This is a genomic window from Chloroflexota bacterium (assembly GCA_014360805.1).
Lineage (GTDB): Bacteria > Chloroflexota > Anaerolineae > DTLA01 > DTLA01 > DTLA01.
Window position 1 is genome coordinate 14299 of the sequence record JACIWU010000022.1, and the last position, 24465, is coordinate 38763.

Consider the following 24465-nt stretch of genomic DNA (forward strand, 5'->3'; position numbering starts at 1 on the left):
GGCAGCGCGCGCGGCGGAATCAACCTCGCGCCAGCAACGCCGCGATGCGCTCCTTGAGTTGCTGCGGGTTCACCGGCTTGGTGATCCACCCGTCCACCGGAATGTCCTCATCGGTGGGGAACATTCCCGACTCGGGCGTAACGGTGAGGGAAGTTACCAGGAGCACCGGCGTCCCCTTGAGTTGTGGGTCTTCGGCGATCTTGTGTGATACGTCCACGCCGTCCAGCACGTAGGACATCATGATGTCCAGGAGTACCAGGTCAGGCTTGTCTTTCTTCATGACCTTCAGCGCCTGTTCGCCGTTGCTCGCCGTGCTGATCTCATACCCTTCTGGCTGGAGGATGGAGCGTATTACGGATACAAAGTCGGGGTCGTCGTCCACAATCAGGATCTTTGGCATGCGAGGCCTCCTTTGGCTCCGAGTGTTGGGATTCTACGTGAGTCGTTCCACGGTCTGCAGTAGTTCCGTCGGGTTCACCGGCTTGGAAATCCAGCCATCTACGGACAGGGATTCGTCCGTGGGGAAAAGTTTCGCGTGCGGCGTGTTGGCGATGGAGGTAACCATGACAATCGGGATGTCCTTGAGGTTGGGGTCCTCGCGGATGACCCGGCTGACATCCAGCCCGTCCAACACCGTCGCCATCATGATGTCCAGCAGGATGATGTCGGGCTTGTCGGCACGCAGACGCTCCAGTGCCTGATCGCCATTGGCCGCCGTGGACACCACATGCCCCTTGGATTCCAGCACCATCCGAGAAATCTCCACAAAGTCCGGGTCGTCGTCCACCACCAGTACCTTTGCCATCTCACCCTCCTCTTGCAATGAGCGAACGGCCGCGGCCTGCCCGTCAAGACGATCGTCTATGTACATTATAGCACAGGATGCGAAAAATGTCAATACCCTCGCGAAAATTTACGAAAATCGCACGAAGAGATGTCCGGGACATGGGAAACAAAAACGGGGCACTCGTGCCCCGTTCGCGGTGCTGATGCCAGGCCAACCTACGGCCTGGGCAGGTAGTTCAGCGGGTTGCGCTGCACGCCGTCCTTGCGAATCTCAAAGTGCAAGTGCGGGCCGGTGGATCGTCCGGTAGAGCCCATCAGGCCGATGACCTCGCCCTTCCGCACCGATTGCCCGGGCTTGACGTAGAAGATGCTGAAGTGGGCGTACAACGTCTGGAATCCGTTGCCGTGGTCTATGACCACGTATTTGCCGTAGCCGGTGTTGCTGGAGCCGACCAGGGCCACGTAGCCGGAATCGGCGGCAACGATGCGCGTGCCCTCGGCCCACGTGATGTCTATGGCGCGGTGGAGTTCCCAGTAACTCTGGGAGATGGCGCCTGTGGTGGGCCACACGAACGCGCCCGTGCCTCTGGACGCGCCTTCGGGAATCGGGCCGCTGTACACGTGGACGACGCGCGGCACGTAGGGTTTGCGCCCGCCAGGGACGATGAGGTACGTGCCCACCTGCAACTGCGGCGGGTCGCCCAGGTGGTTGTACTCGCATTCCAGGATGGCCGATGGCTCCACCTTGTACTGCTTGGCGACGCTCTCCACCGTGTCGCCTTTGACCACCTTGTGGTACACGCCGGACACGGGCAGAATGATGAGTTCTTCGCCGATTTGCAGCAGGTCGGGGTTCAGTTCCAGTTGGGGGTTGGCCCACATGATGGTGTTGCCGCTGATGCCAAACTGCTCGGCGATGCCGTACAGGGTGTCGCCGTACTGCACGGTGTAGGTGATGACTTCCTTGCGCGGGCGTTCGGGAATGGTGGTGTGAGGCACCGGCGCGCGATGGAACAGGGAGTCGTCGGTCGTGCGGATACCGCCGCGGGCCGCAAGCACCGTGTACGGGCGCGGCTCGGCCTGCGAGAGTGCCACGGCTTCGGGAGCCGGCGTCGCCTTCGGCTGCGCCAGCCAGATGGCAACCACGGCCAGGGCCAGGAGCATCCCATGCGCACCCAGACGCGGGAGCGCGTGTGTGCTGCGAAGCGACTCGCGCAATCGCTTGCCGGCGAGGGCCAGGCCCCGCAGGGCCTGCGGCGCGTCCTTTGCGCCGTCCTCGCGTTCTTGGGTTGTTTCCGCCAATTCCCTCTCCGTTGTGCCCAGTGCTACAGGATGTCTTTCGTAAGAGTCGCCAGGAACTCGCGGTTGTTCTTCGTCTTCCGGAGCCGCTCCAGGATGGGCACGATGGCTTCCTCGCCGCCGCCGATGGCGGAGATCATGCGCCGCAGCGTCCATACCTTTTGGAGCGTCTCGCGGTCAAGGAGCAACTCCTCGCGCCGCGTGCCCGAACGCTCTATGTCGAAGGCGGGGAAGATGCGGCGTTCGGCCAGTTTGCGGTTGAGGTGCAATTCCATGTTGCCCGTGCCCTTGAATTCCTCGTAGATGACGTCGTCCATGCGGCTGCCGGTGTCCACCAGGCATGTGGCGATGATGGTCAGGCTGCCGCCTTCTTCTATGTTGCGCGCCGCGCCGAAGAAGTGCTTGGGCGGGTACAGGGCGCTGGGGTCCAGCCCACCCGACAGGGTGCGGCCGCTGGGCGGGACGACCAGGTTGTAGGCCCGCGACAGGCGCGTGATGCTGTCCAGCAGGATCACCACATCGCGCTTGCTTTCCACCAGGCGCTTGGCCCGCGCCAGGGCCATCTCGGCCACCTTGGTGTGCTCTTCCACCGGGTCGTCAAAGGTGGAACTCACGACCTCGGCTTCCACCGAACGGTCCATGTCGGTAACTTCCTCGGGGCGCTCGCCGATGAGGCACACCATCAGGTGCACCTCGCGGTGGTTGGCGCTGATAGCGTTGGCAATCTGCTTGAGGATGGTGGTCTTGCCGGCCTTGGGCGGCGAGACGATAAGCCCGCGCTGTCCTCGGCCAATGGGCGCCAGAAGGTTGATGAGACGCGTGGCCAGGATGTCGGGCGTGGTCTCCAGGTTGAAGGCGCGGTTCGGGAAGATGGGGGTCAGCCGCTCAAAGTCCGGGCGGCGCTTGGCCGTCTCGGGGTCCAGGCCGTTGACCGCCTCCACGCGCAGGAGGCCGTAGTACTTCTCGGTGTCCTTGGGCGGGCGCACCTGGCCGATGACGAAGTCGCCCGTGCGCAGGCCAAATCGGCGTATCTGCGACTGGGACACATACACATCTTCGGGGCCAGGCAGCAGGTGGTCCGACCGCAGGAAGCCGATGCCATCCTGCACGATTTCCAGCACGCCGCCACCGAAGATGAGCCCCTGCTTCTCGGCGTTGGCGCGCAGCAGGCGGAACACCAGGTCCGTCTTCTTCAGGCGGCTGTAGCCCGAAATGCCCATGGCCCTGGCCATGTCCTGCAATTCGCCCAGCGTTTTCTCTTCCAGTTCCGCGATGTTCATCACGTTCCGGGCTGGCGGTGGCGTTGGGGTTTGTGCGATTTGCTCGTTTTCTTCTGTCATTCGTTCTTCCATAATACACTTCTGTTTGGATTTGCGTTGCAGGTGCTCATGACCGTATGGAAGGGACATTGAGAGGATCTGCGAGAGGGCACCTGAATCGCGCGATTATCTCTCTCCATATCTGGCAGTCCCACATGCGACTCGCCGAAACCTTGTCCCCACAAGGTTCTGCCGGCCTCGGGAGGTGGAACCTATGGGGACCAACGGATACGCCGCGCACCAAAACGACGAGGACCTGCCGGAGCCTTGACTAGGTATAGTATATCACATTTCTTGTGATTAGTCAAATCGGATTTGGCTAATCTGCATCAGTTTGTCCCAGCGGTGGGTGGCCTCAATATACCGCGCCGTGCCCGACTTGGAGCGCATGGACAGGGAGTAGGTCTTGGCCCCATGGCCGAAGTAGCGCACCCCCTTGAGCAGTTCGCCGTCGGTGATGCCGGTGGCTGCGAAGAAGATGTTGTTGCCCGCCACCAGGTCGTCTATGGTGAGCACCTTGTCGGGGTCGCGGCCGTTTTCTACGGCCCAGCGGCGCTCCTCGTCGTTGCGCGGCCAGAGTCTGCACTGCATGTCGCCGCCGATGCACTTGAGGGCGCAGGCGGTGATGACCGCTTCGGGCGAGCCCCCCACGCCCATGAGCACATCCATGCCGGTGCCCTCGGTGGCCGCCATGAGGCCGCCCGAAATGTCGCCGTCGGTGATCAACTTGATGCGCGCGCCGCACGCCCGAATCTCGGCGATGAGTTTCTCGTGGCGCGGGCGGTCCAGCACCACGACCGTCAGGTCGTCCACGTCCTTGCCTTTGGCCTTGGCGATGGCGCGCAGGTTGTCGGCCACGGGCGCGTTGATGTCAATGGCGCCCTTCGCCTCCGGGCCCACGGCGATCTTGTCCATGTACACGATCTTGCCGGGCGCGTACATCGTCCCGCGCTCCGACAGCGCCACCACCGACAGCGACCCGGGCCTGCCCAGCGACAGCAGCCGCGTCCCGTCAATGGGGTCCACGGCGATGTCCACCTGGGGCGGCTCGCCGGTGCCCAGCCGCTCGCCGTTGTACAGCATGGGGGCCTCGTCCTTCTCCCCTTCGCCGATGACGATGACGCCATCCATCTGGATGGTGTTCAGGACCAGGCGCATGGCGTCCACGGCGGCCTGATCCGAGGCCTCCTTGTTGCCGCGCCCCATCCATCGGGCCGACGCCAGGGCAGCCGCCTCGGTTACGCGGACGAGTTCCATGGCGATGTTGCGATCGGGTACGGTGTTCATGGGTTCCTCCTCAACAGAATATGAACACGTTGTCGGGCCCAACCCGGTGCTCGCCCCGCTAAAGCCGACAACGCGGAGAAAAGCCCACGGGAACGAGGCAGCGCGGCCGAATGCCGCCCGCCGACTGCGCAGCGCCCACCCGCCGGTTGACGTCCACGGCGGGCCGATGCTACAATCCCCACGCAGCGCCCAACCCGCACCGGAGGAGACGCATGGATGTGTATCGGCTCCTGGAGCAGGTCTTCCGCGACCGCAAGGCCTTCTACTCGGATGTGCAAAAAGGCGTGAACCCCGTGCGCCACAGTTTGTGGGCTGCCGTAGCGTGGGCCGCGGCCTTGGCCATCTTCGGCGCGGTCATGGGTGTGCCTGGCGGAGTATACTACATGCTGGCCTCGGCAATCAAATTGCCCCTGCTTGTGGCGGTGGTAACCCTGGCCACACTGCCCCTCTTCCATTTCTTCGCGCTCTACTCCGGCGTCACGCTGACCGTGTACCAGACGCTCCTGTTGATGAGCGGGATGCTGGTCATCGTGTCGGTGCTGGCACTGGCGTTCGCGCCGGCGCTGCTGGCGCTGTGGATTTCGGTCGGGCACTACGGGCTGTACAAGGTCGCCTGCGCGGCGGCGCTGGGGCTGTGCGCCACGCTGGGCATCCTGTTCGCCAAGCAGGGGCTGGATAGGATGGGCAAGGCCCCATCGCGCGCACGGGACACGCTGTTCTGGGTGTGGGCAGCGGTGTACGCGCTGGTGGGCGGGCAGGTATCCTGGCTCGCGCGCCCGTTCATCGGCTCGCCCAACGCGCCCTTCCAGTTCCTCCGCGGCGCGGGCGGCAGCCTGTACCAAGAACTGGCGCGCTCCGCGTGGCAACTGCTCTTGTCCCTATTCTGACCTCTGCTATTCCACCCGCCAGTCGTAGGGCGGGTTTCCATACCCGCCAATACGCAGAGCAGGTTTCCATACACGCCCGAGGCGCAGGCGGCGGCTAGGGATAGCCGCCCTACTGTTCCACCCGCCATTCGTAGGGCGGGTTTCCATACCCGCCACTATGCAGGGCAGGTTCCCACACCTGCCCGAGGCGCAGGCGGCGGCTAGGGATAGCCGCCCTACTGTTCCACCCGCCAGTCGTAGGGCGGGTTTCCATACCCGCCCAGCGGCCCTACACCTCTATTCTGACGCCTGCTGTTCCACACGCAGCGTGTAGGCCGCAGCCTGGGATGTGTACGGCGTGAGCGACGCCACGATGAGCGTAAGCCCGCCGGCGGCGTCCAGGGTTGCCTGCGCCGTCCCGTCCGACGCCACATCTATCGGCACAACCCGCGGCGGGTCGCCGTGGAGCACCGCCGTAACCTGATACCGCGCGGCGATGCGGTTCTCCACCCGCGCGAACCCGCGCGCTTCCCATCCGTTGTCGGTCTCGCCCTCGTCGCGCCAGTGGATTTCGGGTATCTCCAGGGCGCGCAGCCACAGGCCGTCCAGGTTGATGGCATCGTCGGTAAGGCACTCAAAGCGCAGCAGCACCTTGCGCCCCGCGAAGGGCGTCAGCGAGTAGGTTTCGTCCACCCACACGGGGGCCGCGCCTCCACCCGAGTTGCCCGTGTACCCCGGCCCGACGAGGCCGGTTTCGGGCGCTATGGGCCGGGTGTGCGCGCCGGCTAGCGGCTGCCACGTGGCCCCGCCGTCGGTGGAAACCAGCGCGAGCGCGAAATCCCAGTTCTCCTCCAGCGCGTACGCCATGGAAACGCGCAAGGTCGCCGCGGTTACGCCGGTCAGGTCTATCGCGCGCGTGAGGGTCGTGTCCTTGTTGTCGCCGCGGTTGGACCACCAGAGGCGATCCCCGTCCGATGCGGGAAGGGGCGACAGGCCCACGCTCGCCTGGCCGGCGAATTCCACGCGCACGGTCCCGGCGGGCGACACGGAGATGTAGTCCACGCCGAACGGAGACACGGCATCGGCGATGACCGCCGGTAACGCCGCGATAGCCCGGGCGGATGGCCTCGGCAGCGGAGACGGCCCGTAGTCGCCGCGCAGGTTGGCGACGGTCCAGTCGCGGAACAGCGAAGCGAAGTCGGCCCCTCGGCGTCCCAGCGCCCGCTCCAGTCCGTCCAGGCCGTTGGCCGGCTCGCGGGCCAGGTCGCGGATGAGGCCCTCGCCGTAGCGGTGGAGCAGATACTCCATGAGCAGGTAGGTGCCGCCGTAGTGAGGGCCGGCGTTGGCGGTGCGCGGCGGCCAGTACGCCAGCGGGATGTCGCTCGCGCTCAAATAGGCCGCGTAACTGTCCACCGGCAGTCCGGCCAGCCGGGTGGCCAGTTGCGACAGGCCCTCGTTGACCCACGTCTCCTCGTCGGGGTCGCTGCGCCAGTGGAGCACGTGCTGGAACTCGTGGGCCAGGAGCGCGTCGTACCCCTCGGTGCCAGGGATGGCGGCCTGCAGGTTCACGAAGATGACGTCTTTCTCGTTGCTCCGCGGCGCAACGGCGCGGGGGTACTCGTCCTGGCTGAAGAAGTACGCGCCTGTGTTGGGCACCAGACCGTTGAACACGTGCAGGGGCCGGTTCCCGTCCGCGCCTGTGGTCGTCTCGTCGCCGAAGATCGCGCGCAGGGTTGGAAACGTCGTTTCGCCGAAGCGGCAGGCCGACGCTTCCAGACCCTCCGTGGGGATAGCGAAGCCGTCCTCCACCCACATGTACAGGTCAGGCGTCGCGGACTGGAGCGTCGCGGTGGCCTGGCGGTAGGCGTTCAGCAGCGTGTCGCTGACCCAGAACGCGGCGCGGTCGCCGACGTGGTAATCCTGCGGCGGGGGCGTGGCGTCGGGGACGGCCCTGCCCAGCCGACGCGCCACCTGCACGGGGTCGCGGGCAGGCGGCTGGGCGCGGGCCAGGACTTGCTCCGTGGCGAGCGCGGGCGCGGCGGTGGGCGTGGGCGCAGGATTCCGGCACGCCGCGCACACGGCGGCGAGGATCGCGATCGCCAGAAACACGCGGAAGGGTCGGGTCAACGGCTGCACTCCCAGGGTCAGGTCTGTCGGCCCTCGCGCATCGGGCCGCTGCATACTATAGCCCATGGGGGCGTTTGGGGCAAGCGGATGGAAGCCCCGCTCGCAGTGGCCGGTGGCACCATGCCAACACACGTAGGGCGGCTTTCCATAGACGCCGGCATTGTAACCACGAATAACGCGAATCCACGCGAATAGAATAAATAATGTAGACATGCAGAGCGGCCTCCCATAGCCGACGGCGTTGTAACCGCGAATAACGCGGATCCACGCGAATGGAATACAGACCCCAAGGTTCGGTTCCGGCTTGTGTTGGCGACCAAGGTGCGGCGCACTTTCGGAAGTGCGTCGCACCTGGCCCATGGCGCGGCCAACAAACTTTGGAGCGTGTCTGCCGCCGCGGGGGCTTGCATTTTTTCGGGAAGTCTGCTATAATCTTCACAGACTTGGGTAGGCCATTCGGACCACTCGGGTAAGGAGAACGAAAGTGTACAAGGTGGTTCGTCGCCGCACATGAGCGATGGCCCTGGGTGCCAGTTGGCGCCCAGCAGTTGGCCGTCACGCGCTGGGGTGCGGCGTCGGGCCCGCACCCTAGGCAACTCCTAGCCGCGACCTCCTGGGGCCGCTGCCGGCGCGTGATGGCAGCGGTTTTCTGTTGCCCACAGCGGGAACACCCGCCCGCCAGGAGATTATGTCGACAGGAGGTATTGCGCCATGGCCCACCATCTGCCTCGCGCCTTCCCCTCGCGATGGCGTATTGCCTTAGCACGGGCTGACATCGGCCTGCCAACCCGCATGGTTTGAAACGTCATGAGCGGCATCATCTACTTTGACAATGCCGCAACCTCATGGCCCAAGCCGCCAGAGGTTCTGGAGGCCATGACGCGCTTCCTGCGCGATGTGGGCGCCAACCCGGGCCGTTCGGGCCATCGGACGGCGGTGGAGGCCGGGCGGATTGTGTACGCGGCGCGCGAGGCGGTGTGCGAACTGGTGAACGCGCCCGACCCGCTGCGCGTGGCGTTCGCCGCCAACGTTACCCAGGCGCTGAACATGGCCATGCGGGGGCTGTTGCGCCCCGGCGACCACGTCATCACCAGTTCCATGGAGCACAACTCGGTCATGCGCCCGCTGCGCGCGCTGGAGTGCGAGGGCGTGCAACTCACGGTGGTGCGATGCTCGCCCGAAGGGTTCCTGAACCCCGCCGACGTGGAGGCGGCCATCCGCCCGAATACCCGCATGATCGTGCTGAATCATGCGTCCAACGTGGCGGGGACGCTGCTGCCGGTGCGCGAGGCAGGCCGCATCGCCCGCGAGCGCGGCCTGCTCCTCCTGGTGGACGCGGCGCAGACGGCGGGGGCCTATCCCATTGACGTGCAGGCCGACGGGATAGACCTGCTGGCCTTCACCGGCCACAAGTCGCTGTTGGGGCCGATGGGCACGGGCGGGCTGGTGGTGGGGCCGCGGGTGGACGTGTCGCGCATGGAGCCGCTCATCCGCGGGGGCACGGGGAGCCGCTCGGAACGCGAGGAGCAGCCCGACTTTCTGCCCGACATGCTGGAGAGCGGCACGCCCAACGCCGTGGGGATTGCGGGGCTGGACGCGGGCATCCGCTGGGTGTTGGCGCGGGGCGTGGACGCCATCCGCGCCCACGAGAGGACGCTGGCGCAGCGGGCGATAGACGGCCTGCGGGCCATCCCCGGCGTTACGGTGTACGGCCCACTGGACGCGGCGCGGCAGACGGCGACCGTCTCGTTCAACATCGCCGGCATGGAGCCATCAGAAGTGGGCCTGCGCCTGGACGAGGAGCACGGCATCCTGTGCCGCGTGGGGCTGCACTGCGCGCCGGCGGCGCACAGGACGCTGGGCACCTTTCCGGCGGGGACGGTGCGGTTTGGCATGGGCGTGTTCAGCACGACAGAGGAAGTGGACGCGGCCGTGGCGGCGGTGGCAAGCCTGGCGCGGGAGGCGCGGCGATGAGCGAAGCCTACGCCGTGATCCTGGTGCACAGCACCAGCCACGCCATCCGCGCCGAGAAGGTCTTGCAGGCCGCCGGCATCGCGTGCAAGATGATTCCGGTGCCGCGACACATCAGTTCGGATTGCGGCGTGTGCGTGCGGGTGAGCCGCATTGACGCGGAGGCTGCCCGCCGCACGCTGGAGGCCGTGGGGATGGAGATAGACGACATCCGCGACGTGTAGCGAATCGTACACCTCGCGGGGTGGACAAAACGGCCATCGGCGGCGTACAATGTGCTGCGGGGAGCGTTTTCCCACAAGCCTCGCCGCACGTTCTGAGTAGGAGACCGAACATGAACGAACGCGACAAGATTCGCCTGACGGCCCTTGCCTCGTGCGCGGGCTGAGCGGGCAAGATGGGGCCCGAGGCCCTGGCGCAGGTTCTGCAGCCACTGAAAGATGCCTTCCGAGAGGATCAATTCCCGGACTTGCTCGTCGGTCTGGGCAAAGCCGACGACGCCGCCGTGTACCGCCTGTCGCCTGACCTGGCCATCGTCCAGACGCTGGACTTCTTCGCGCCGGTGGTGGATGACGGCTACACTTATGGGGCCATCGCCGCCGTCAACGCCATGAGCGACGTGTGGGCCATGGGCGGCGAGGTGCTGCTGGCGTTGAGCATCGCCGCGTTTCCGCCGAACCTGCCGCCGGAGGTCGCTGGCGACATCCTGCGCGGCGCGGGCGACAAAGTCGCCGAGGCGGGCGCGGTACTGGCTGGCGGCCACACCATGGAGGACAAAGAGCCGAAATTCGGCCTGTGCGTAACCGGCACGGTGCACCCCGACAAGGTCGTAACTAAGAGCCGCGCCCAGGTCGGCGACATCTTGGTGCTGACCAAGCCGCTGGGTGTCGGCGTAATCACCACCGCGCTCAAGCAGGGGCTGGCCGACCCCGCCCACGTGGAAGCGGCCACCGCCAGCATGTTGCGCCTGAACCAGGCCGCCGCGCGCGCCATGCAGGCCGTGGGCGTCCACGCCGCCACCGACATCACCGGCTTCGGTCTGTTGGGCCACGCGCAAGAGATGGCGGCCAACAGCGGCGTGGGCATCCGTTTCGTCCTGGAGGCGCTGCCCTTCCTCCCCGGCGCGCACGAGTACGCGGCCAAATGGGTGTTCCCGGGCGGCGCGTACAACAACGAGCGGTTCTACGAGCCGCACGTGTCCTTCGCCGAGGGCATCCCCGACGAGACGCGCCTGCTGCTGTACGACCCAGAGACGTCGGGCGGGCTGCTCATCGCCGTCGCCCCCGATCGGCTTGCCGCGCTGGAGGCCGCCATGCAGAAGGTCGGGCAGGCGTACTGGGTCGTGGGCGAGGTGGTGGAGGGCACAGGCACGGTGGCGGTGGTGGAGAGACCGTAGCCGCGAATGCGTGCGAGCGGGACCGCGCCATTCATGTGCATTCGTGTTATTCGTGGATAACACCCTTCGCCATTTGTGCCCATTCGTGTTATTCGTGGATACACCCCCGCCCTTTTTGCCCGGCCCTGTCGCAGGTGCTATAATCGCGCCGACAACATGTTCGGAGGTCATCCATGGCGCGAAAGCGCGGGCGGCGCAGCACGGGCCAAATCTTCCTGTACATTCTGAGCGGCGTGGTCGTCCTGAGCATGGCGCTGGGGTACGCATTCCTCGCGGCTCCGTCGCAGCCGGCGACCCCGACCCAGGCTCCCGCGGCCCGGACGGCGAACCCTGCCGCGCCAACGCCGGGGCCGTCGCCCACGCCCACGCCTCTGCCGTCCATCACGCCGGTGCCAGTGGCTCCACGCCCCACGCTTGACCCTTCGGTCGCCGCGTACTCTTTCGCTGTCATCGGGGAGACCGCCGGGAATCCCGATGTGTACCGGGCGCTCCTCAAGCAGATTGAGGCCGACGGCAACAGTTTCGTGATCCATCTGGGCAACATGGTGGAACGTGGGTCGGCGGCGGAGTTCCAGGCGTGGCGCGAACTCATGGCCGATTTCCCGCTGCCCGTGTACCCGGTTCCGGGGAATCAGGACGCGCTGGACGGCTCGCTGGCCAACTACCTGGCGTTTACCGGCGCGCCTGGCGTGCACTACTCCTTTGACCGGGGGCAGGTGCATTTTGCGGTGGTGGACGCCTCGCGGGGGTATCTGGGAGCCGAAGAGACGGCCTGGCTGGACGCCGATTTGGCGGCCACGCAGAAGCCCGTCAAGATTGTGGCGCTGCACTATCCGCCCTTTGACCCGCGCGGGTCCGACCAGGTGCTGACGATGGGCAACGAGGCGTTCACCGTGCTCATGCGCCAGCGGGGCGTCCGCTACGTGTTCGCAGGGCACATCCGCGCCTACGACCAGACGACCCGCGACGGCGTCATCTACGTCATCTCGGGCGGCGGGGGCGCGCCCCTGTCGCGGAGCGAGGACCAGGGCGGGTTCTACCACTACGTGCGGGTCTCGGTGAACGGGACGGACATCCAGACCGAGGCGCGCAGGCTCATTCGGTAGCCGCGTCTCTACTCCACCAGCCCCAGCCGCCGCGCCGCAGCCACCAGCCCAAACGGCCCCGTCATCATCATGTCGCCGTGGGGGGCGGCGGTGTGCCACCCCATGCCAGCCGCCATGTGACGGTTGGGCCCCGTAACCACCACGTGCGCGAATGGCTCGTGCCGTGGATAGTCGCTGCGCACATAGCACCCGTGCCCGTTGTCGGCCAGCACCTCCTCGTTGGGCAGCGTGGCCGCGCGAAACCGCGCGATGAAATCCCGCAGGCGGTCCGGGTTCAGGATCACCGTGTGGTGCTCAAAGACGCCGTACACCGTCTCACCGCGCACCAGGAAGGCGATGGTGTGCTGGTTGCCCAGGTTCACCACCACCAGCCCCTGCGCCTGGCGTTCGGTGGCGAAGGGGTCTTGCAGGGCGCCCAGGATGGCCGCCGGGCCGGTGTCCATGAGCAGAGCGCCCGGCACCTGCTCCTGCACCGCGCGCATGCGCGTCAGATGCGGCGGAATCTCGCGGTACGCCAGGGCATCCAGGTGTCCGCCGCTGTCAATGAACCGCTCCCATTGGCGGAAGCGGAATCGGCGCTGGCTTTCGGTGAAGGTCTCCCCGTGGTCCTGCACGGCGATGGCGAACAGCGCCGGCATGTCCACCTCGAATAGGGCCAGCGCCTGGCGGATGGCCGGCAGGTCCACGTCGCCCGTCTGGATGGGCAGGGCGTCGGCGGGCGCCTGGTCCACGATCTCAATCCCCAGCGCGCGCACCTCTTCGGGGTTGTCGCGGACGGTCTTGGCAGCCTCAGGCGTGGCGAAGACCCGCAGCCCGGCCCGAATGTGCTTCTTCATGGCCGACACGCACGGTCCGCCCCCCATAAGTTTCCCATGCAGGAACACGTCCCTGCGGGCCTCGGTGGCCTTGCGAATTCGGCGGGCCACGATGGTTGTCTGCGAAGGCAGCACCAACTGGTAGCAGTTCTCAATGGGCTTGTCGGCGTCGTACACGAGCATGTCTTGCGTGCCGGCCCCGACGTCTATGGCCAGCAACTGGCGGTGGGGTGATGTCAATGAATTCCTCCTCGCGGGATCGGCTTGCGGGCGCTCACTCGGTGTTGTTGGCGTCTATCCTCAGCACGCGCGCCAAGGCAGGCAGCGTCGCGAACCAGAAGAAGCCATCCTTGAAGAATGCCAGGAAGTGGACAGGCCCGACCCGCGTAATATCCGCGTATTGCCCATAGAGCGTGCCGAAGTTCACCAGCGCCACGATGAACGCCAGCAGCACCGTGCGGGCGTCGGGGCGAAACGCTCTTTGGATGACGTAGAAACTGGCCAGCGCGCCCAGCACCTCGCAGACCAGGAGCGTGGCGAAGATGGCCCACACGTTGGGGTCGTTCTCCACGAAGGCCGAGGCGATCCCCGAGAACGGCGACGAGACGGCGGCCTTCAACTCGCCCGTGTCCACCCATACGATGACCATACCCATGACAATCAGCAGCGCCGCCAGCACGATCAGCGCGATTCCCTTCTTCATGTTCAAACCTCCCGCTCCTGGCCTTGGTTCCGTGCCCGCCGCGTGGGCCTATCATACGCGCAGGCGGGCCAGTCTGTCAAAGTTGTGGGTGGGGCGGGCGCGAACGCACCCCGGAACCGAACGCCGCACTTTTTCACTTTTGTTGACAACCTGTGTCCCTATATGTATACTGCGTACTACATCGCCAGTGGCATTCGCAGGGGAGGTTACCATGAGTTGGCTAGGGAAAGTTCTCTCTCCCTTTGACCCGCGCGAGCCAGAGGGGCGCAAGCGCCTTCTGATATTCGTGGGAGGCCTCGTGATCCTCGTAGGTATCGGCGTGGGCCTCATTCTGGTCTGGGACTACACCAATAGCCCCGCGTTCTGCGGAACGCGCTGCCACACCATGCCGCCCGAATGGGTGGCCTACAACAACTCCTACCACGCGCGCGTCTCATGCGTGGACTGCCACATCGGGCGGGTGGGCACGCTGAGGGCCATCCAACTGAAGTCCACCCACGGCGGGCACCTTACAAGCCTCATCTTCAACAGTTACGAGCGCCCCATCTACGTGAAGTCGCTGCGCCCGGCGCGGGAGACCTGCGAGCGATGCCACTGGCCCGACGCGGTGTTTGACGACTCCGTGCGCCGCATCGTCCACTACGAGCCCGATGAGCACAACACGCAGCGCACCACGTTTCTCATCTTCAAGACGGGGGGCGGGACCGAGCGCTTTGGCACGGGCCGGGGCATTCACTGGCACGTCATCAACAAGGTGTACTACATCGCCACCGACGACCTGAAGCAGAACATCCCCTGGGTGCAGGTTGTGGATGAGGCCGGCAACACGACCGAGTACATGGACGTGGAATCGCCCCTCACCCCCGAGCAGATTGCCTCCGCCGAGAAGCGCCTCATGGACTGCGTGGACTGCCACAACCGCAGCGTGCACGATTTCAAGTCGCCCGACTCCATGCTGGATCGGGCCATTGAACTAGGCCGCATTAGCAAGAGCATCCCGTTCATCAAGCAGAAGAGCATGGAACTGCTGGACGCCCCGTATTCGTCGTTTGACCAGGCGATTCAGGCGATTGGGCAACTTCCAGCCTTCTACCAGACCAACTACCCCGACTTCTACGCGAAGAACGCCGACGCGGTGCAGCAGGCAGCCGCCATCGTCAAGGAGATCTTCCAGGATACGTACTTCCCGGACCTGTCCGTGGGCTGGACTACGCATCCGAACAACATCGGCCACAAGGATTTCCCCGGCTGCTTCCGCTGCCACAACGGCAAGCACATGAACGCCCAGGGCGAATCCATCCGCCTGCACTGCAACATCTGCCACACCATTCCGGTTGTGTCCAGCGAGGGCGCCCAGCCGAAGATTGCGGAACTGGGGAACCTGCTACTGTCGGCGCAGGAGCCGGCCTCTCACCTGGCGGCGAACTTCATGGCCGACCACCGCTTCCAGGCCGACAAGTCGTGCGAGGCCTGCCACGGCCCCATCAAGTTCGGCACAGACGATACGAGTTTCTGCAGCAATTCGGCGTGCCACGGCACCAAGTGGCCTGTGGTGAACCTGGACGCGGGATTCACGCACCCCATCTCGCTGGAGGGCAAACACGCCCAGGTGTGGTGCCACGAGTGCCACAACGGTGTCAAGAAGCCGCAATACGTCTGCGCCAATTGCCACCAGCCACCGGCGGGCCATTTCGCGGGCGACTGCGCTCAGTGCCACACACCGGCGGGGTTCAAGGAGTCGGCGGCCGGCTTGCTCAGCAACGCCAAACCCGTGCCCCACGCGATTGTCGGGCGCGAGCAGTGCCTGACATGCCACGCGTCGGCGGTGAAGCCTGTGCCTGCGTCGCACGCGGGGCGCACGGACGACACGTGCACCCTGTGCCACAGGCCGCGGAGTTCGTAGGCCGGGCACGCTGTGCCACCTGGGTTACCGCCGCGCAAGGCGCATCGCTCGGCATGACGGGGGCGCGAGGGCAGGCTCGCGTGTCTGCTCCCCGCTGGGAGCCCGGGCGGGGGCGCGCCTATTCGGTCGGTGCCCCCGTGTAGCGGCCCTGGAAGGCCTCCATCAGCGCCTTGCGCTGTTCGGGCGACAGGATTTCTTCCTTGGGTAGGCCCCGCAGGAAGTCCTTGAGTTGCTTTTCGGTGAGCACGGGCACGTCGGGGTTCTGGACGCTCAGTTCGGCCCTGGGCGACGAGAAGACCACGGCCCCGTGCACAGGCACCTCCACATCGGGCAGCACCCGGGCGACAAACTTCTGCACCGCCTGCATCAGCGCCTGCAACTCGCGGGACGGGTTTCCCAGCGACTCGGTGCCGAAGAACGCGAACAGGCGGCGAAGGTTGAAGGGATGCTTCCACCGATTGCCGTTGACCAGGATGCGCCCTTCCTGCGACTTGACCAGGAAGACGATGATGCCCGACGGCCCCACAACCGCATGGGGCACCGGCCCGGTGTAGTTGAACAGCGTGAACTTGTTGCTGAAGCCCTTCAGCCCGCGCGTCAGCACCTGATCGGCGCGAGGCTCCTTGACCCACTGATTGGCATTGTACACGCCGATGTTGGACACGGTGAACCCGATGACCAGGCACCCCAGCGACACCAGGAACAGTTGCGGCGAGAACGAGACCACAAACCCGACGAGAAGAATCAGCAAGCCGATGAGGCTGGCGCGCTTCCCCAGTTTGGCGCGCGAGGCGATCAACTGCTCGTCCGTTACGACTCTCATCTACGCTTCTCCTCCGGCGCCAAGTTGTTCGGCCACGCCGCTCTTGATTTGCTCCACGATTTTGCCGTTCACAGCGCGCTCGGCGACGCGGATGGCGTTGCAGATGGCCTTGGCGTTAGAGCGCCCGTGGGCGATAATCACGACGCCGTCCACGCCCAGGAGCGGCGCGCCGCCGTACTCGGCGTAGTCCAGGCGGTGCTTCACGGCGCGGAAGGCGGGCTTGGCCAGGAGCGCCCCCAGCGCCGCCACCTTGCGCCGCCGAATCTCCTCGCCGATGATGCCCAGCATGAGCGCGGCGGCCCCCTCGGCCAACTTGATGATCACATTCCCCGTGAACCCATCGGTTACCACCACGTCGGCCATGCCGGCGGGGATGTCCTTGCCCTCCACATTGCCGATGAAGTTCAGGTTGCTGCCCTTCAGGAGTCCAAAGGCTTCCTGAACCAACATACTGCCCTTCCCTGGCTCCTCGCCGTTGGAGACGATGCCGACCCTGGGGTTGGGCACGCCCAGCACGCGCTCGGCGTAGATGCTGCCCATGATGCCGAACTGCTGCAGGTAGAGCGGCTTGCAGTCGGTGTTCGCGCCGATGTCCAGGATGAAGGTGAACCCCTTCTGGGTGGGGAAGACGGTGGACAGGGCGGGGCGCTTGATGCCCGGGATGCGGCCCAGCCGGAACAGCGCCGCCGCCAGCACGCCGCCGGAGTTGCCCGCCGACATGAAGGCGTCGGCCTCGCCGCTCTTGAGCAGATTCATCCCCACCACCATGGAGGAGTCCTCCTTGGCCTTCACCGCTTCGGCGGGGTGCTCGTCCATATCAATCACCTGGCTGGCGTGGCGGAATTGAACCCTGTCGGGGGGCAGGGGGTAGTTTTCTAAAAGGGGCTTGACTTTGTCCTCCTGGCCCACAAGGATTACGTCCGCGGTGCCTTGGGCCAGATACGCTTGCAGACCCTGGATGACCACTTCGGGGGCGTCGTCGCCTCCCATCGCGTCCACCACAATTCTCATGGGGCGCCTCCTGGAGAGATTGCCCTGAAATAGGGCTACTCCATTGTAGTGGACTTTTGTCCAGTTGACAACTGGGCACGGGCAGGATATAATAAACTTTGACGCCCGCGTGGTGGAATTGGCATACACAGCAGGTTGAGGGCCTGTGCCGGTGACGGCGTGGAGGTTCGAGTCCTCTCGCGGGCACCTCATGCGCGACCGTCGGGAGGTTGCGCACCCTACGCAGCGCAGCACATCACCAGACCTTGACAGGAGCGCCAACTGCCTTTATAATGGCTTCTGTTGAGATCATCACAAATCCGTTGTATCCTGCGAGGATTGGAGTGCCAATGGGGGTAAACTCCAGTTGCTGCTCCAGCACAGGTTCGCTATCGTGCGCTACGACAGCGCAATGTTGCCTGCCTCGCAGATTTTTTGTAACTTCTTGCGGCGAAAGGAGGTGATCGGAAACCCCAATCATGGGCGGCGGGGCGGCCCGCTGCCATCCACCGGACCCTGAGTGCAGTTGGAATCCCAGGACCTTTGGCCCCATGGGCCAACAACGTACAGGAGGAGAGGTGTTTATGAAAACGGCAAAGTACATCGGTTTGATCGTACTGGTGGCCATGCTGGCCAGCCTGTTCGCGGGCTGCGGCGGCGGTGGCGCGAAGACCATCAAGATCGCCATCATCGCCCCCATGACCGGCGACGTGGGCACCTTCGGGGCGTCCACCCGCGACGGCGCGGTCCTGGCCTTTGAGGAGTGGAACGCCAAGGGCGGCGTCCTCGGCAAGCAGATTGAATGGGTGGTGGCCGATGGCCGTTGCGACCCCCAGGAAGCCCGCAACGCCGCCAACAAGGTGATTGACCAGGACAAGGTCAAGTTCATCGTAGGCGAGGTCTGCTCCAGCGCCTCCATCCCCGTCTCCGAGGTTGCCAACGAGAAGAAGGTGCTGCAGATCAGCCCGACTTCCACCAACCCCAAGGTTACGACCTTTGCGGACGGCTCCACCAAGCCCTTCACCTTCCGCGCCTGCTTCATTGACCCGTTCCAGGGCACCGTGATGGCCAAGTTCGCCCTGGAGAACCTGGGGGCGAAGACGGCGGCCGTGCTGCTGGATCAGGGCAACGACTACGTGCGCGGCCTGGCCGAGTACTTCAAGGAGTCCTTTGAGAAGGGCGGCGGTAAGGTGGTGGTCTGGGAGACCTACACCAAGGACGACACCGACTTCTCGGCCATCCTGGCCAAGGTAGCCGATGCCAACCCCGACTTCCTGTTCCTGCCCGACTACTACAACAAGGTGAACCTCATCGCCAAGCAGGCCAAGGAAAAAGGCATCACCTGCCCGATGGGCGGCGGTGATGGCTGGGACTCCGAGGAGTTGGATGTGGCAGCGGTGGACGGCGGCTTCTTCAGCAACCACTACGACGCCGCGGACCCGCGCCCCATCGTGCAGTCCTGGCTGAAGACCTACGGCGCTCGCTACGGCGGCAAGGTCCCCGATGCTCTGGCGACCCTTGCCTATGACGCGGCCAACATGCTTCTGACCGCCATCCAGCAGGCCGGCAGCGACGATCCCGAGAAAGTGCGCGTCGCGCTGGAGAAGATCCAGTTTGAGGGTGTTTCCGGCAAGATCACCCTGGACGCACAGCACAACCCGATCAAGTCGGCCGTCGTCATCTCCGTGAAAGATGGCAAGAAGACCTACATGGCCACGGTGAACCCGTAGTGCCGAATCCAAAACTCTACGCGGGGGGCGTATCCGCTCGCCCCCCGCGTGAGTGAGGACTCATGCACATCCTTTGGCCCCTGGTTTCTCAGAATCTCTGCTCAGGAGATTGAGCATGAATCGTACTTTGAAGTCCTTGGCCGTGTTTCTCGGAGGGATTGCCCTCGGGGTTGCGGCGGCCGGTCTTTTCTTGATTCTCAATTCCTCCATCACGCCGGAGGAGATGCAAGCCTGGGACAAAGACGGCCTTGTCCCGGGCCTCGTGATGCAGGCCGGTTCCATCGGTTTTGGCGTGTGGTTTCTGTACCTCGTGGGGTTGATTACCCGCGCCAAGGTGCTCAAGATGCCCGGCGCGGGGTTCGGCAAGATCGCCCGTTCGGTCGCGGGCAACGCACTCATGATCCTGCTGGCCATCTGGTTCCTCTGGCGGATGTTCATCCAGCACCCCGAGGGCGTGCTTATCAACCCCACCCTGTTTGCCCAGTACGTTGTGGATGGCATCCGTCTTGGTTTTGTGTATGCGCTTATCTCGCTGGGCTACACGATGGTGTACGGCATTGTGCGCCTCATCAACTTCGCCCACGGCGACGTGTTCATGGTCGGCGCGTTCACGAGTTTCTACGCCATCAAGGCGATGCGGCTGCATGTGTTGCCGGCCCAACTGTTCCCGTCTCTGTCGCCGTGGGTGGCCATCACCATCGGCACAGTCCTGGTGATCATCTTGTCCATGGTCGTGTGCATGCTTCTGGCCGTCGTCATTGAGCGCGTGGCCTACAAACCGCTGCGGAACGCGCCGCGCATCGCTGCCCTCATCACCGCCATCGGCGTTTCGTTCTTCCTGGAGTACTTCTCGTCGCTGCCCGAGGTCTTTACCTCCAACTACATTATCTACGAGCAGCCGTTCAAGGTCGTCAGTTGGAAGATTTTGGGCGTGCAGATTTCCAACGTAACGATCATCATCATCCTGGTCTCCATTCTGTTCCTGCTGCTGTTGCGCTGGATCGTGTACGGGACCAAACTGGGCAAGGCCATGCGCGCCACATCGTGGGACAAGCCCACGGCGCGCTTGATGGGCGTTGATGTGGACGGCGTGATCACCAAGACCTTCGCCATCGGCGCGGCGCTGGCAGGGGCAGGCGGCGTCCTGTACGCCATCGCCTACCCGCAACTCATCGTGTTCATGGGCATCATGCCGGGCCTCAAGGCCTTCGTGGCGGCGGTGCTGGGCGGCATCGGCAACCTGAATGGCGCGTTCGTGGGCTCCCTCATCATGGGTCAGGCCGAGATGCTGAGCGCCGGCTACATCCTGACCCCCATGCGTGACGCCATCGCCTTCACCATCCTCATCATCGTGCTTTTGATTCGGCCCACCGGCATCTTCGGCGAACCGGAGGGCGAGAAAGCGTAGGCGCGCGCTGAGTCTGGGGGGGAGCGGGCTTTTGCCGCTGCACCCCGTGCGTTCCATGAGGACAGTTCTCACAAGAAATCGGCACACCGGAGACGGGTTATGAAGAAAAGAAGGCTTGAGTTTCTCGGAGCATCCTGGCTCTTTTGGGTCGGCGCTATCGCCGTTTATGCGGTGATCCAGGTGCTGTTCAGCACCAACGTGATCACGGACTACATGAAGACGGTGATCCAACTGGGCTGCGTCATGGCGATTGTCAGTTTGGGGCTGAACCTCATCTACGGGTTCAACGGCCAGTTCTCCCTGGGCCAGTGGGGGTTCTACGCCATCGGCGCCTACGCCTCGGCGGACATCACGTACCGCTACGCGGCAAAGGTGAGCATCCCCTTGGACTTGGGCTTCGCCACGTTTGACGCGGGGAAGATCGCCATCTTCCTGGTGGCCATCGCGTTCGGCGCGCTGCTGGCCGGGCTGGTCGCCTACCTGTTCGGCCTGCCCGTGCTGAAGATGGGCGGCGACTACTTCGGCATCGCCACGCTGGGGTTCACCATCGTGGTCAAGGTGCTGGCCGACAATACGGATACCATCCTGCCGTTCCCCGAGATGAAGGGGGCACGCGGAATGGTGGGAATCCCGCGCCTGACGACCTGGTTCTGGTCGTTCTTCCTGCTGGTGCTGTGCATCATCATCCTACGCAACATCCTGCATTCGTCCACGGGGCGCGCCATCGTCTCCGTGCGCGAGAACGAGATCGCGGCCAAGGCCATGGGCATAGACACGGTGAAGTACAAGACGCTCTCGTTTGTCATCGGGGGCATCTACGCGGGGCTGGCGGGCGGCATCTACGCGCACCTGTACGCCTTCCTGCACCCCAGCCTGTTCCACTTCATCAAGTCCTTTGACCCGATGATCATCGTCGTGTTCGGCGGCCTGGGGTCCATCACCGGCACCGTCGTGGCCGCTTTCGCGTGGGCGCTTTCGCTGGAGGGGCTGCGGATTATCTTACCCTCTGGCGCCGAGGCTTGGCGGTATATCATCTACCCCATCGGTTTGCTGCTCATCATGCTGCTCAGGCCGCAGGGCCTGCTGGGCGGCATAGAATGGGGGTTCCTCAAGCCGATAGAGTGGCCGCGTCGGAAGTTTGACACAGGCGCGCCCTCTTTGGAAACCGCTGGTCAGGAGGCAGGGTGATGGGCCCATTACTGCAGGTAGAGCGATGCACCAAATACTTCGGCGGCCTGCGCGCGGTCTGCAACTTTGACATCACCGTCAACGAGGGCCAACTCGCCGGCCTCATCGGGCCCAACGGCGCGGGCAAAACTACCGTCTTCAACATGATCACCGGCCTGTACACCGTAACCGATGGCGACATCCTGTTTGACGGCAAGAGCATCGTCGGGATGGAACCACATGCCATCGCGCAACTGGGCATCTCGCGGACGTTCCAGAACATTCGCCTGTTCCCCAACCTGACGGTGCTGGACAACGTGCGCACGGCCTACCACACCCACGCGGGCTACGGCCTCCGCGACGCCATCTTCCGCACGCCGCACTTCTGGCGCAAGGAGCGGGAACTTACCGAGCGCGCGCAGGAGTTTCTGGCCGTGTTCAACCTGGCCGACCGCCAGGACGAGATCGCCAAGAACCTGCCCTACGGCGAGCAGCGGCGGCTGGAGATCGCTCGCGCCCTGGCCACCAACCCCCGGCTGCTCCTACTGGATGAGCCTGCCGCAGGGATGAACCCGAAGGAAGTGGTCAACTTGATGGATCTGATTCACTTCATCCGCGACAAGTTCTCGCTCACCATCCTGCTCATTGAGCACCAGATGCGCGTGGTCATGGGCATCTGCGAGGAGATCACCGTCATGGACTTCGGCGAGGTTATCGCACGGGGGACTGCTGCCGAAATCCAGAACAACCCGCGCGTCATTGAAGCCTATCTGGGCCGCGGCGCTGCGGCCAGACTCGGAGGGGTACGGTATGCTTCTTGAAGTGGAAAACCTCCACGTGTACTACGGCGCGATCCATGCCCTTCAGGGCCTCTCCTTCCATCTGGATCAGGGTGAAATCGTTACCCTCATCGGGGCCAATGGCGCCGGCAAGTCCACCACGCTGAACACGATATCGGGCCTCCTGCGCCCGCGCGAAGGCTCCATCCGCTTCAAGGGGCAGGAGATCACCAAGATGCGCGCCCACGACATCGTTCGCCTGGGCATCGTCCAGGTGCCGGAGGGGCGCAAGATCTTCGCGCCGCTCACCGTGGCCGAAAACCTGGACATGGGCGCCTACACCCGCACCAACCCGGCCGAGATCGCTCGCAGCCGCGAGCGTGTCTTCGCCTCGTTCCCGCGCCTGAAGGAACGCCTGAACCAGTTGGGGGGCACCCTCTCGGGCGGCGAGCAGCAGATGCTGGCCATGGGCCGCGGACTCATGTCCCGCCCCACGCTGCTCCTGCTGGACGAGCCTTCCATGGGCCTGGCGCCCATCCTGGTGGAGGAAATCTTCGCCATCATCCAGGAGATCAACTCGCAGGGGACCAGCATCCTGCTGGTGGAGCAGAACGCCAACATGGCCCTGTCCATCGCGCACCGAGGCTACGTGCTGGAAACGGGCCGCATTGTCCTGGAAGGCACCGCCCAGGAATTGCGAGACAACCCCCAGGTCAAGAAGGCCTATCTGGGCGAAGCATAGTTTCACCGGAATTCAAACCCACGCCCCGGTGAAACGGCCGGGGCGTTTTTTATGGAGCCAGGCATGACCGCAACGCTGGAACTCGCGGAGGGCACATACCTGATCCCGTCGGGGTCCAACACGGGCCTCATCGTCGCCGACGGCCGGGCGCTCATCGTGGACGCCGGGCTGGACGCCGACACGGCCCGCCGCGTGGCTCGGGCGCTGGCCGAGTTGCAGGCGCGGCCTGTCGCCCTGCTCCTGACCCACGCCCACGCCGACCACTTCGGCGGGGCCAGCGCCATCGCCGAGCGGTTCGGGGTCCCCGTGTACGCCCCCGCGCTGGAGGCGGCCATCGTGGAGAACCCATACCTGGAGCCGCAGTTTCTGTTCTCGGGCGCGGCACCGGTGCCCGAACTCCTCGGCAAGTTCACACTGGCCGCGCCGTGCCGCGTGAGCGCTATCGTGGAGCCAGGGCCGCTGGACGTGGCCGGCATCCCCGTTCAGGTTGTGCCCCTCGCCGGCCACGCGCCCAATCAGGTGGGCTACGGCTTCGGCGGGACGCTGTTCTGCGGCGACGTGTTCTTCCCAAGCGAGACGCTGGCGAAGCACCCGATTCCGTTCTGCGCCGATGTGGCCCGCGCGCTGGACGCGCTCCAGCGCCTGCCCGCGATGCCCTACGACTGCTTCGCGCCATCGCCGACATCATCCTGCAAGCGTGCGCGGCCCCTACGTCCACCGGCGACCTGGTGCGGGCGGTCATGGATGGCCTGGGCGCGACGCTCAACCAGATCGCGCAGTACTGCCTGGCCCAGACGACGGTGCTGGCCTGCGCTGCATGGCTCCGCGCGCAGGGCCGCCTGGAGGTGCGCTTCGCCGACAATCGCATGCTGTGGGCGCGGACGATGGCGTAGGCGCCCCGTGCCCCGCCTTGGCGGCACAAGGCATCGCTGCCTGCGGAGAGCCGCGAAACCGCCCGAAATGCTTGACAACAGCGGGGAATGTGGTATACTTGGTACGCGTCTCGGGTGCGTCGGAAAGCCCAAACCGGCATCCCTTCACTGGCATATTGGGCTATGGCCCCGATGACGCGGTCTCCTCGTCGCAACGGTGCGGCACTCACCTTGGTGCGCCGGTTCTTGTTTGGAACGGAAACCAGAATCGGGTTCTGGGATACGACGGCGTTCCCGGCATTTGTGGGAAGGAGGTGATGCCCGGAAGTTACCGCGATGTCTCAACGCAACAGGTACACCCGGTCAGATTGTAGAG

General features: G+C 64.9%; 22 protein-coding genes and 1 tRNA gene. 13 read left to right on the forward strand and 10 right to left on the reverse strand.

Features of this window, described 5'->3' with window-relative positions; all coding sequences use genetic code 11:
* Positions 1 to 19: 19 nt before the first annotated feature.
* The 5 genes from H5T65_05545 to glpX form a co-directional block, all read right to left on the reverse strand.
* Entirely contained in the window at positions 20 to 400 is a 381-nt protein-coding gene (locus H5T65_05545) for a response regulator (protein ID MBC7258691.1), read from the reverse strand.
* Positions 401 to 433: 33 nt separating this feature from the next.
* Complete coding sequence (locus H5T65_05550) at positions 434 to 805, reverse strand: response regulator (GenBank protein ID MBC7258692.1); 372 nt, start codon at positions 803 to 805, stop codon at positions 434 to 436.
* 197 nt (positions 806 to 1002) lie between these two features.
* Positions 1003 to 2088: a M23 family metallopeptidase gene (locus tag H5T65_05555; protein MBC7258693.1), complete on the reverse strand. Its 1086-nt coding sequence runs from the start codon at positions 2086 to 2088 to the stop codon at positions 1003 to 1005.
* A gap of 23 nt (positions 2089 to 2111) precedes the next feature.
* Positions 2112 to 3365 (reverse strand): transcription termination factor Rho, encoded by a 1254-nt coding sequence (gene rho / locus H5T65_05560; GenBank protein MBC7258694.1) that lies wholly within the window; start codon positions 3363 to 3365, stop codon positions 2112 to 2114.
* Between the two features lie 339 nt (positions 3366 to 3704).
* On the reverse strand, positions 3705 to 4691 hold the full coding sequence (glpX, locus tag H5T65_05565; protein MBC7258695.1) for a class II fructose-bisphosphatase: 987 nt from the start codon (positions 4689 to 4691) through the stop codon (positions 3705 to 3707).
* 212 nt (positions 4692 to 4903) lie between these two features.
* Between glpX and H5T65_05570 the strand changes: the two genes are divergently transcribed.
* Positions 4904 to 5578 carry a hypothetical protein gene (locus tag H5T65_05570; protein ID MBC7258696.1) on the forward strand — a complete coding sequence of 225 codons (675 nt, stop codon included), beginning with the start codon at positions 4904 to 4906 and terminating at the stop codon, positions 5576 to 5578.
* Between the two features lie 276 nt (positions 5579 to 5854).
* On the opposite strand, the gene H5T65_05575 is transcribed toward H5T65_05570, so the two are convergent.
* Positions 5855 to 7750, reverse strand: a complete 1896-nt coding sequence (locus tag H5T65_05575) for an immune inhibitor A (GenBank protein MBC7258697.1) — start codon at positions 7748 to 7750, stop codon at positions 5855 to 5857.
* Between the two features lie 741 nt (positions 7751 to 8491).
* Here H5T65_05575 and H5T65_05580 point away from each other — a divergent pair.
* The 4 genes from H5T65_05580 (at position 8492) to H5T65_05595 (ending at position 12157) form a co-directional block, all read left to right on the forward strand.
* Positions 8492 to 9658, forward strand: coding sequence for an aminotransferase class V-fold PLP-dependent enzyme (locus tag H5T65_05580; protein MBC7258698.1), 1167 nt, complete (start codon positions 8492 to 8494; stop codon positions 9656 to 9658).
* On the forward strand, positions 9655 to 9879 hold the full coding sequence (locus tag H5T65_05585; protein MBC7258699.1) for a DUF3343 domain-containing protein: 225 nt from the start codon (positions 9655 to 9657) through the stop codon (positions 9877 to 9879). The genes H5T65_05580 and H5T65_05585 overlap by 4 nt, the downstream gene beginning before the upstream one ends.
* 110 nt (positions 9880 to 9989) lie before the next feature.
* Positions 9990 to 11051 carry a selenide, water dikinase SelD gene (gene selD, locus H5T65_05590; protein ID MBC7258700.1) on the forward strand — a complete coding sequence of 354 codons (1062 nt, stop codon included), beginning with the start codon at positions 9990 to 9992 and terminating at the stop codon, positions 11049 to 11051.
* A 173-nt stretch (positions 11052 to 11224) separates the two neighbouring features.
* Positions 11225 to 12157: a metallophosphoesterase gene (locus tag H5T65_05595; GenBank protein ID MBC7258701.1), complete on the forward strand. Its 933-nt coding sequence runs from the start codon at positions 11225 to 11227 to the stop codon at positions 12155 to 12157.
* Between the two features lie 8 nt (positions 12158 to 12165).
* Here H5T65_05595 and H5T65_05600 read toward each other — a convergent pair whose 3' ends face one another.
* Together H5T65_05600 and H5T65_05605 are read right to left on the reverse strand one after the other, a co-directional pair.
* Complete coding sequence (locus H5T65_05600; GenBank protein ID MBC7258702.1) at positions 12166 to 13155, reverse strand: DUF1786 domain-containing protein; 990 nt, start codon at positions 13153 to 13155, stop codon at positions 12166 to 12168.
* A gap of 91 nt (positions 13156 to 13246) precedes the next feature.
* Complete coding sequence (locus tag H5T65_05605; GenBank protein ID MBC7258703.1) at positions 13247 to 13675, reverse strand: hypothetical protein; 429 nt, start codon at positions 13673 to 13675, stop codon at positions 13247 to 13249.
* 298 nt (positions 13676 to 13973) lie between these two features.
* Here H5T65_05605 and H5T65_05610 point away from each other — a divergent pair, with 298 nt between their 5' ends.
* Positions 13974 to 15578, forward strand: a complete 1605-nt coding sequence (locus tag H5T65_05610) for a NapC/NirT family cytochrome c (protein MBC7258704.1) — start codon at positions 13974 to 13976, stop codon at positions 15576 to 15578.
* Positions 15579 to 15696: 118 nt separating this feature from the next.
* On the opposite strand, the gene H5T65_05615 is transcribed toward H5T65_05610, so the two are convergent.
* Positions 15697 to 16401, reverse strand: a complete 705-nt coding sequence (locus H5T65_05615; GenBank protein MBC7258705.1) for an NERD domain-containing protein — start codon at positions 16399 to 16401, stop codon at positions 15697 to 15699.
* On the reverse strand, positions 16402 to 17412 hold the full coding sequence (gene plsX / locus H5T65_05620) for a phosphate acyltransferase PlsX (GenBank protein MBC7258706.1): 1011 nt from the start codon (positions 17410 to 17412) through the stop codon (positions 16402 to 16404). It abuts the gene before it with no gap.
* 103 nt (positions 17413 to 17515) lie between these two features.
* Between plsX and H5T65_05625 the strand changes: the two genes are divergently transcribed.
* The 7 genes from H5T65_05625 to H5T65_05655 all read left to right on the forward strand — a co-directional run bounded on the left by H5T65_05625 (position 17516) and on the right by H5T65_05655 (position 24285).
* A tRNA-Leu gene (locus H5T65_05625) sits at positions 17516 to 17598 on the forward strand.
* A gap of 377 nt (positions 17599 to 17975) precedes the next feature.
* Positions 17976 to 19121, forward strand: coding sequence for an ABC transporter substrate-binding protein (locus tag H5T65_05630; GenBank protein MBC7258707.1), 1146 nt, complete (start codon positions 17976 to 17978; stop codon positions 19119 to 19121).
* Between the two features lie 430 nt (positions 19122 to 19551).
* Positions 19552 to 20529: a branched-chain amino acid ABC transporter permease gene (locus H5T65_05635; GenBank protein ID MBC7258708.1), complete on the forward strand. Its 978-nt coding sequence runs from the start codon at positions 19552 to 19554 to the stop codon at positions 20527 to 20529.
* Positions 20530 to 20628: 99 nt separating this feature from the next.
* On the forward strand, positions 20629 to 21717 hold the full coding sequence (locus H5T65_05640) for a branched-chain amino acid ABC transporter permease (protein ID MBC7258709.1): 1089 nt from the start codon (positions 20629 to 20631) through the stop codon (positions 21715 to 21717).
* On the forward strand, positions 21717 to 22517 hold the full coding sequence (locus H5T65_05645; protein MBC7258710.1) for an ABC transporter ATP-binding protein: 801 nt from the start codon (positions 21717 to 21719) through the stop codon (positions 22515 to 22517). The genes H5T65_05640 and H5T65_05645 overlap by 1 nt, the downstream gene beginning before the upstream one ends.
* The gene (locus H5T65_05650; GenBank protein MBC7258711.1) at positions 22507 to 23217 is read left to right on the forward strand and encodes an ABC transporter ATP-binding protein; all 711 of its coding nucleotides are present in this window, start codon (positions 22507 to 22509) and stop codon (positions 23215 to 23217) included. The genes H5T65_05645 and H5T65_05650 overlap by 11 nt, the downstream gene beginning before the upstream one ends.
* A 63-nt stretch (positions 23218 to 23280) precedes the next feature.
* Complete coding sequence (locus H5T65_05655) at positions 23281 to 24285, forward strand: MBL fold metallo-hydrolase (GenBank protein MBC7258712.1); 1005 nt, start codon at positions 23281 to 23283, stop codon at positions 24283 to 24285.
* The last annotated feature ends 180 nt before the right edge of the window (positions 24286 to 24465 follow it).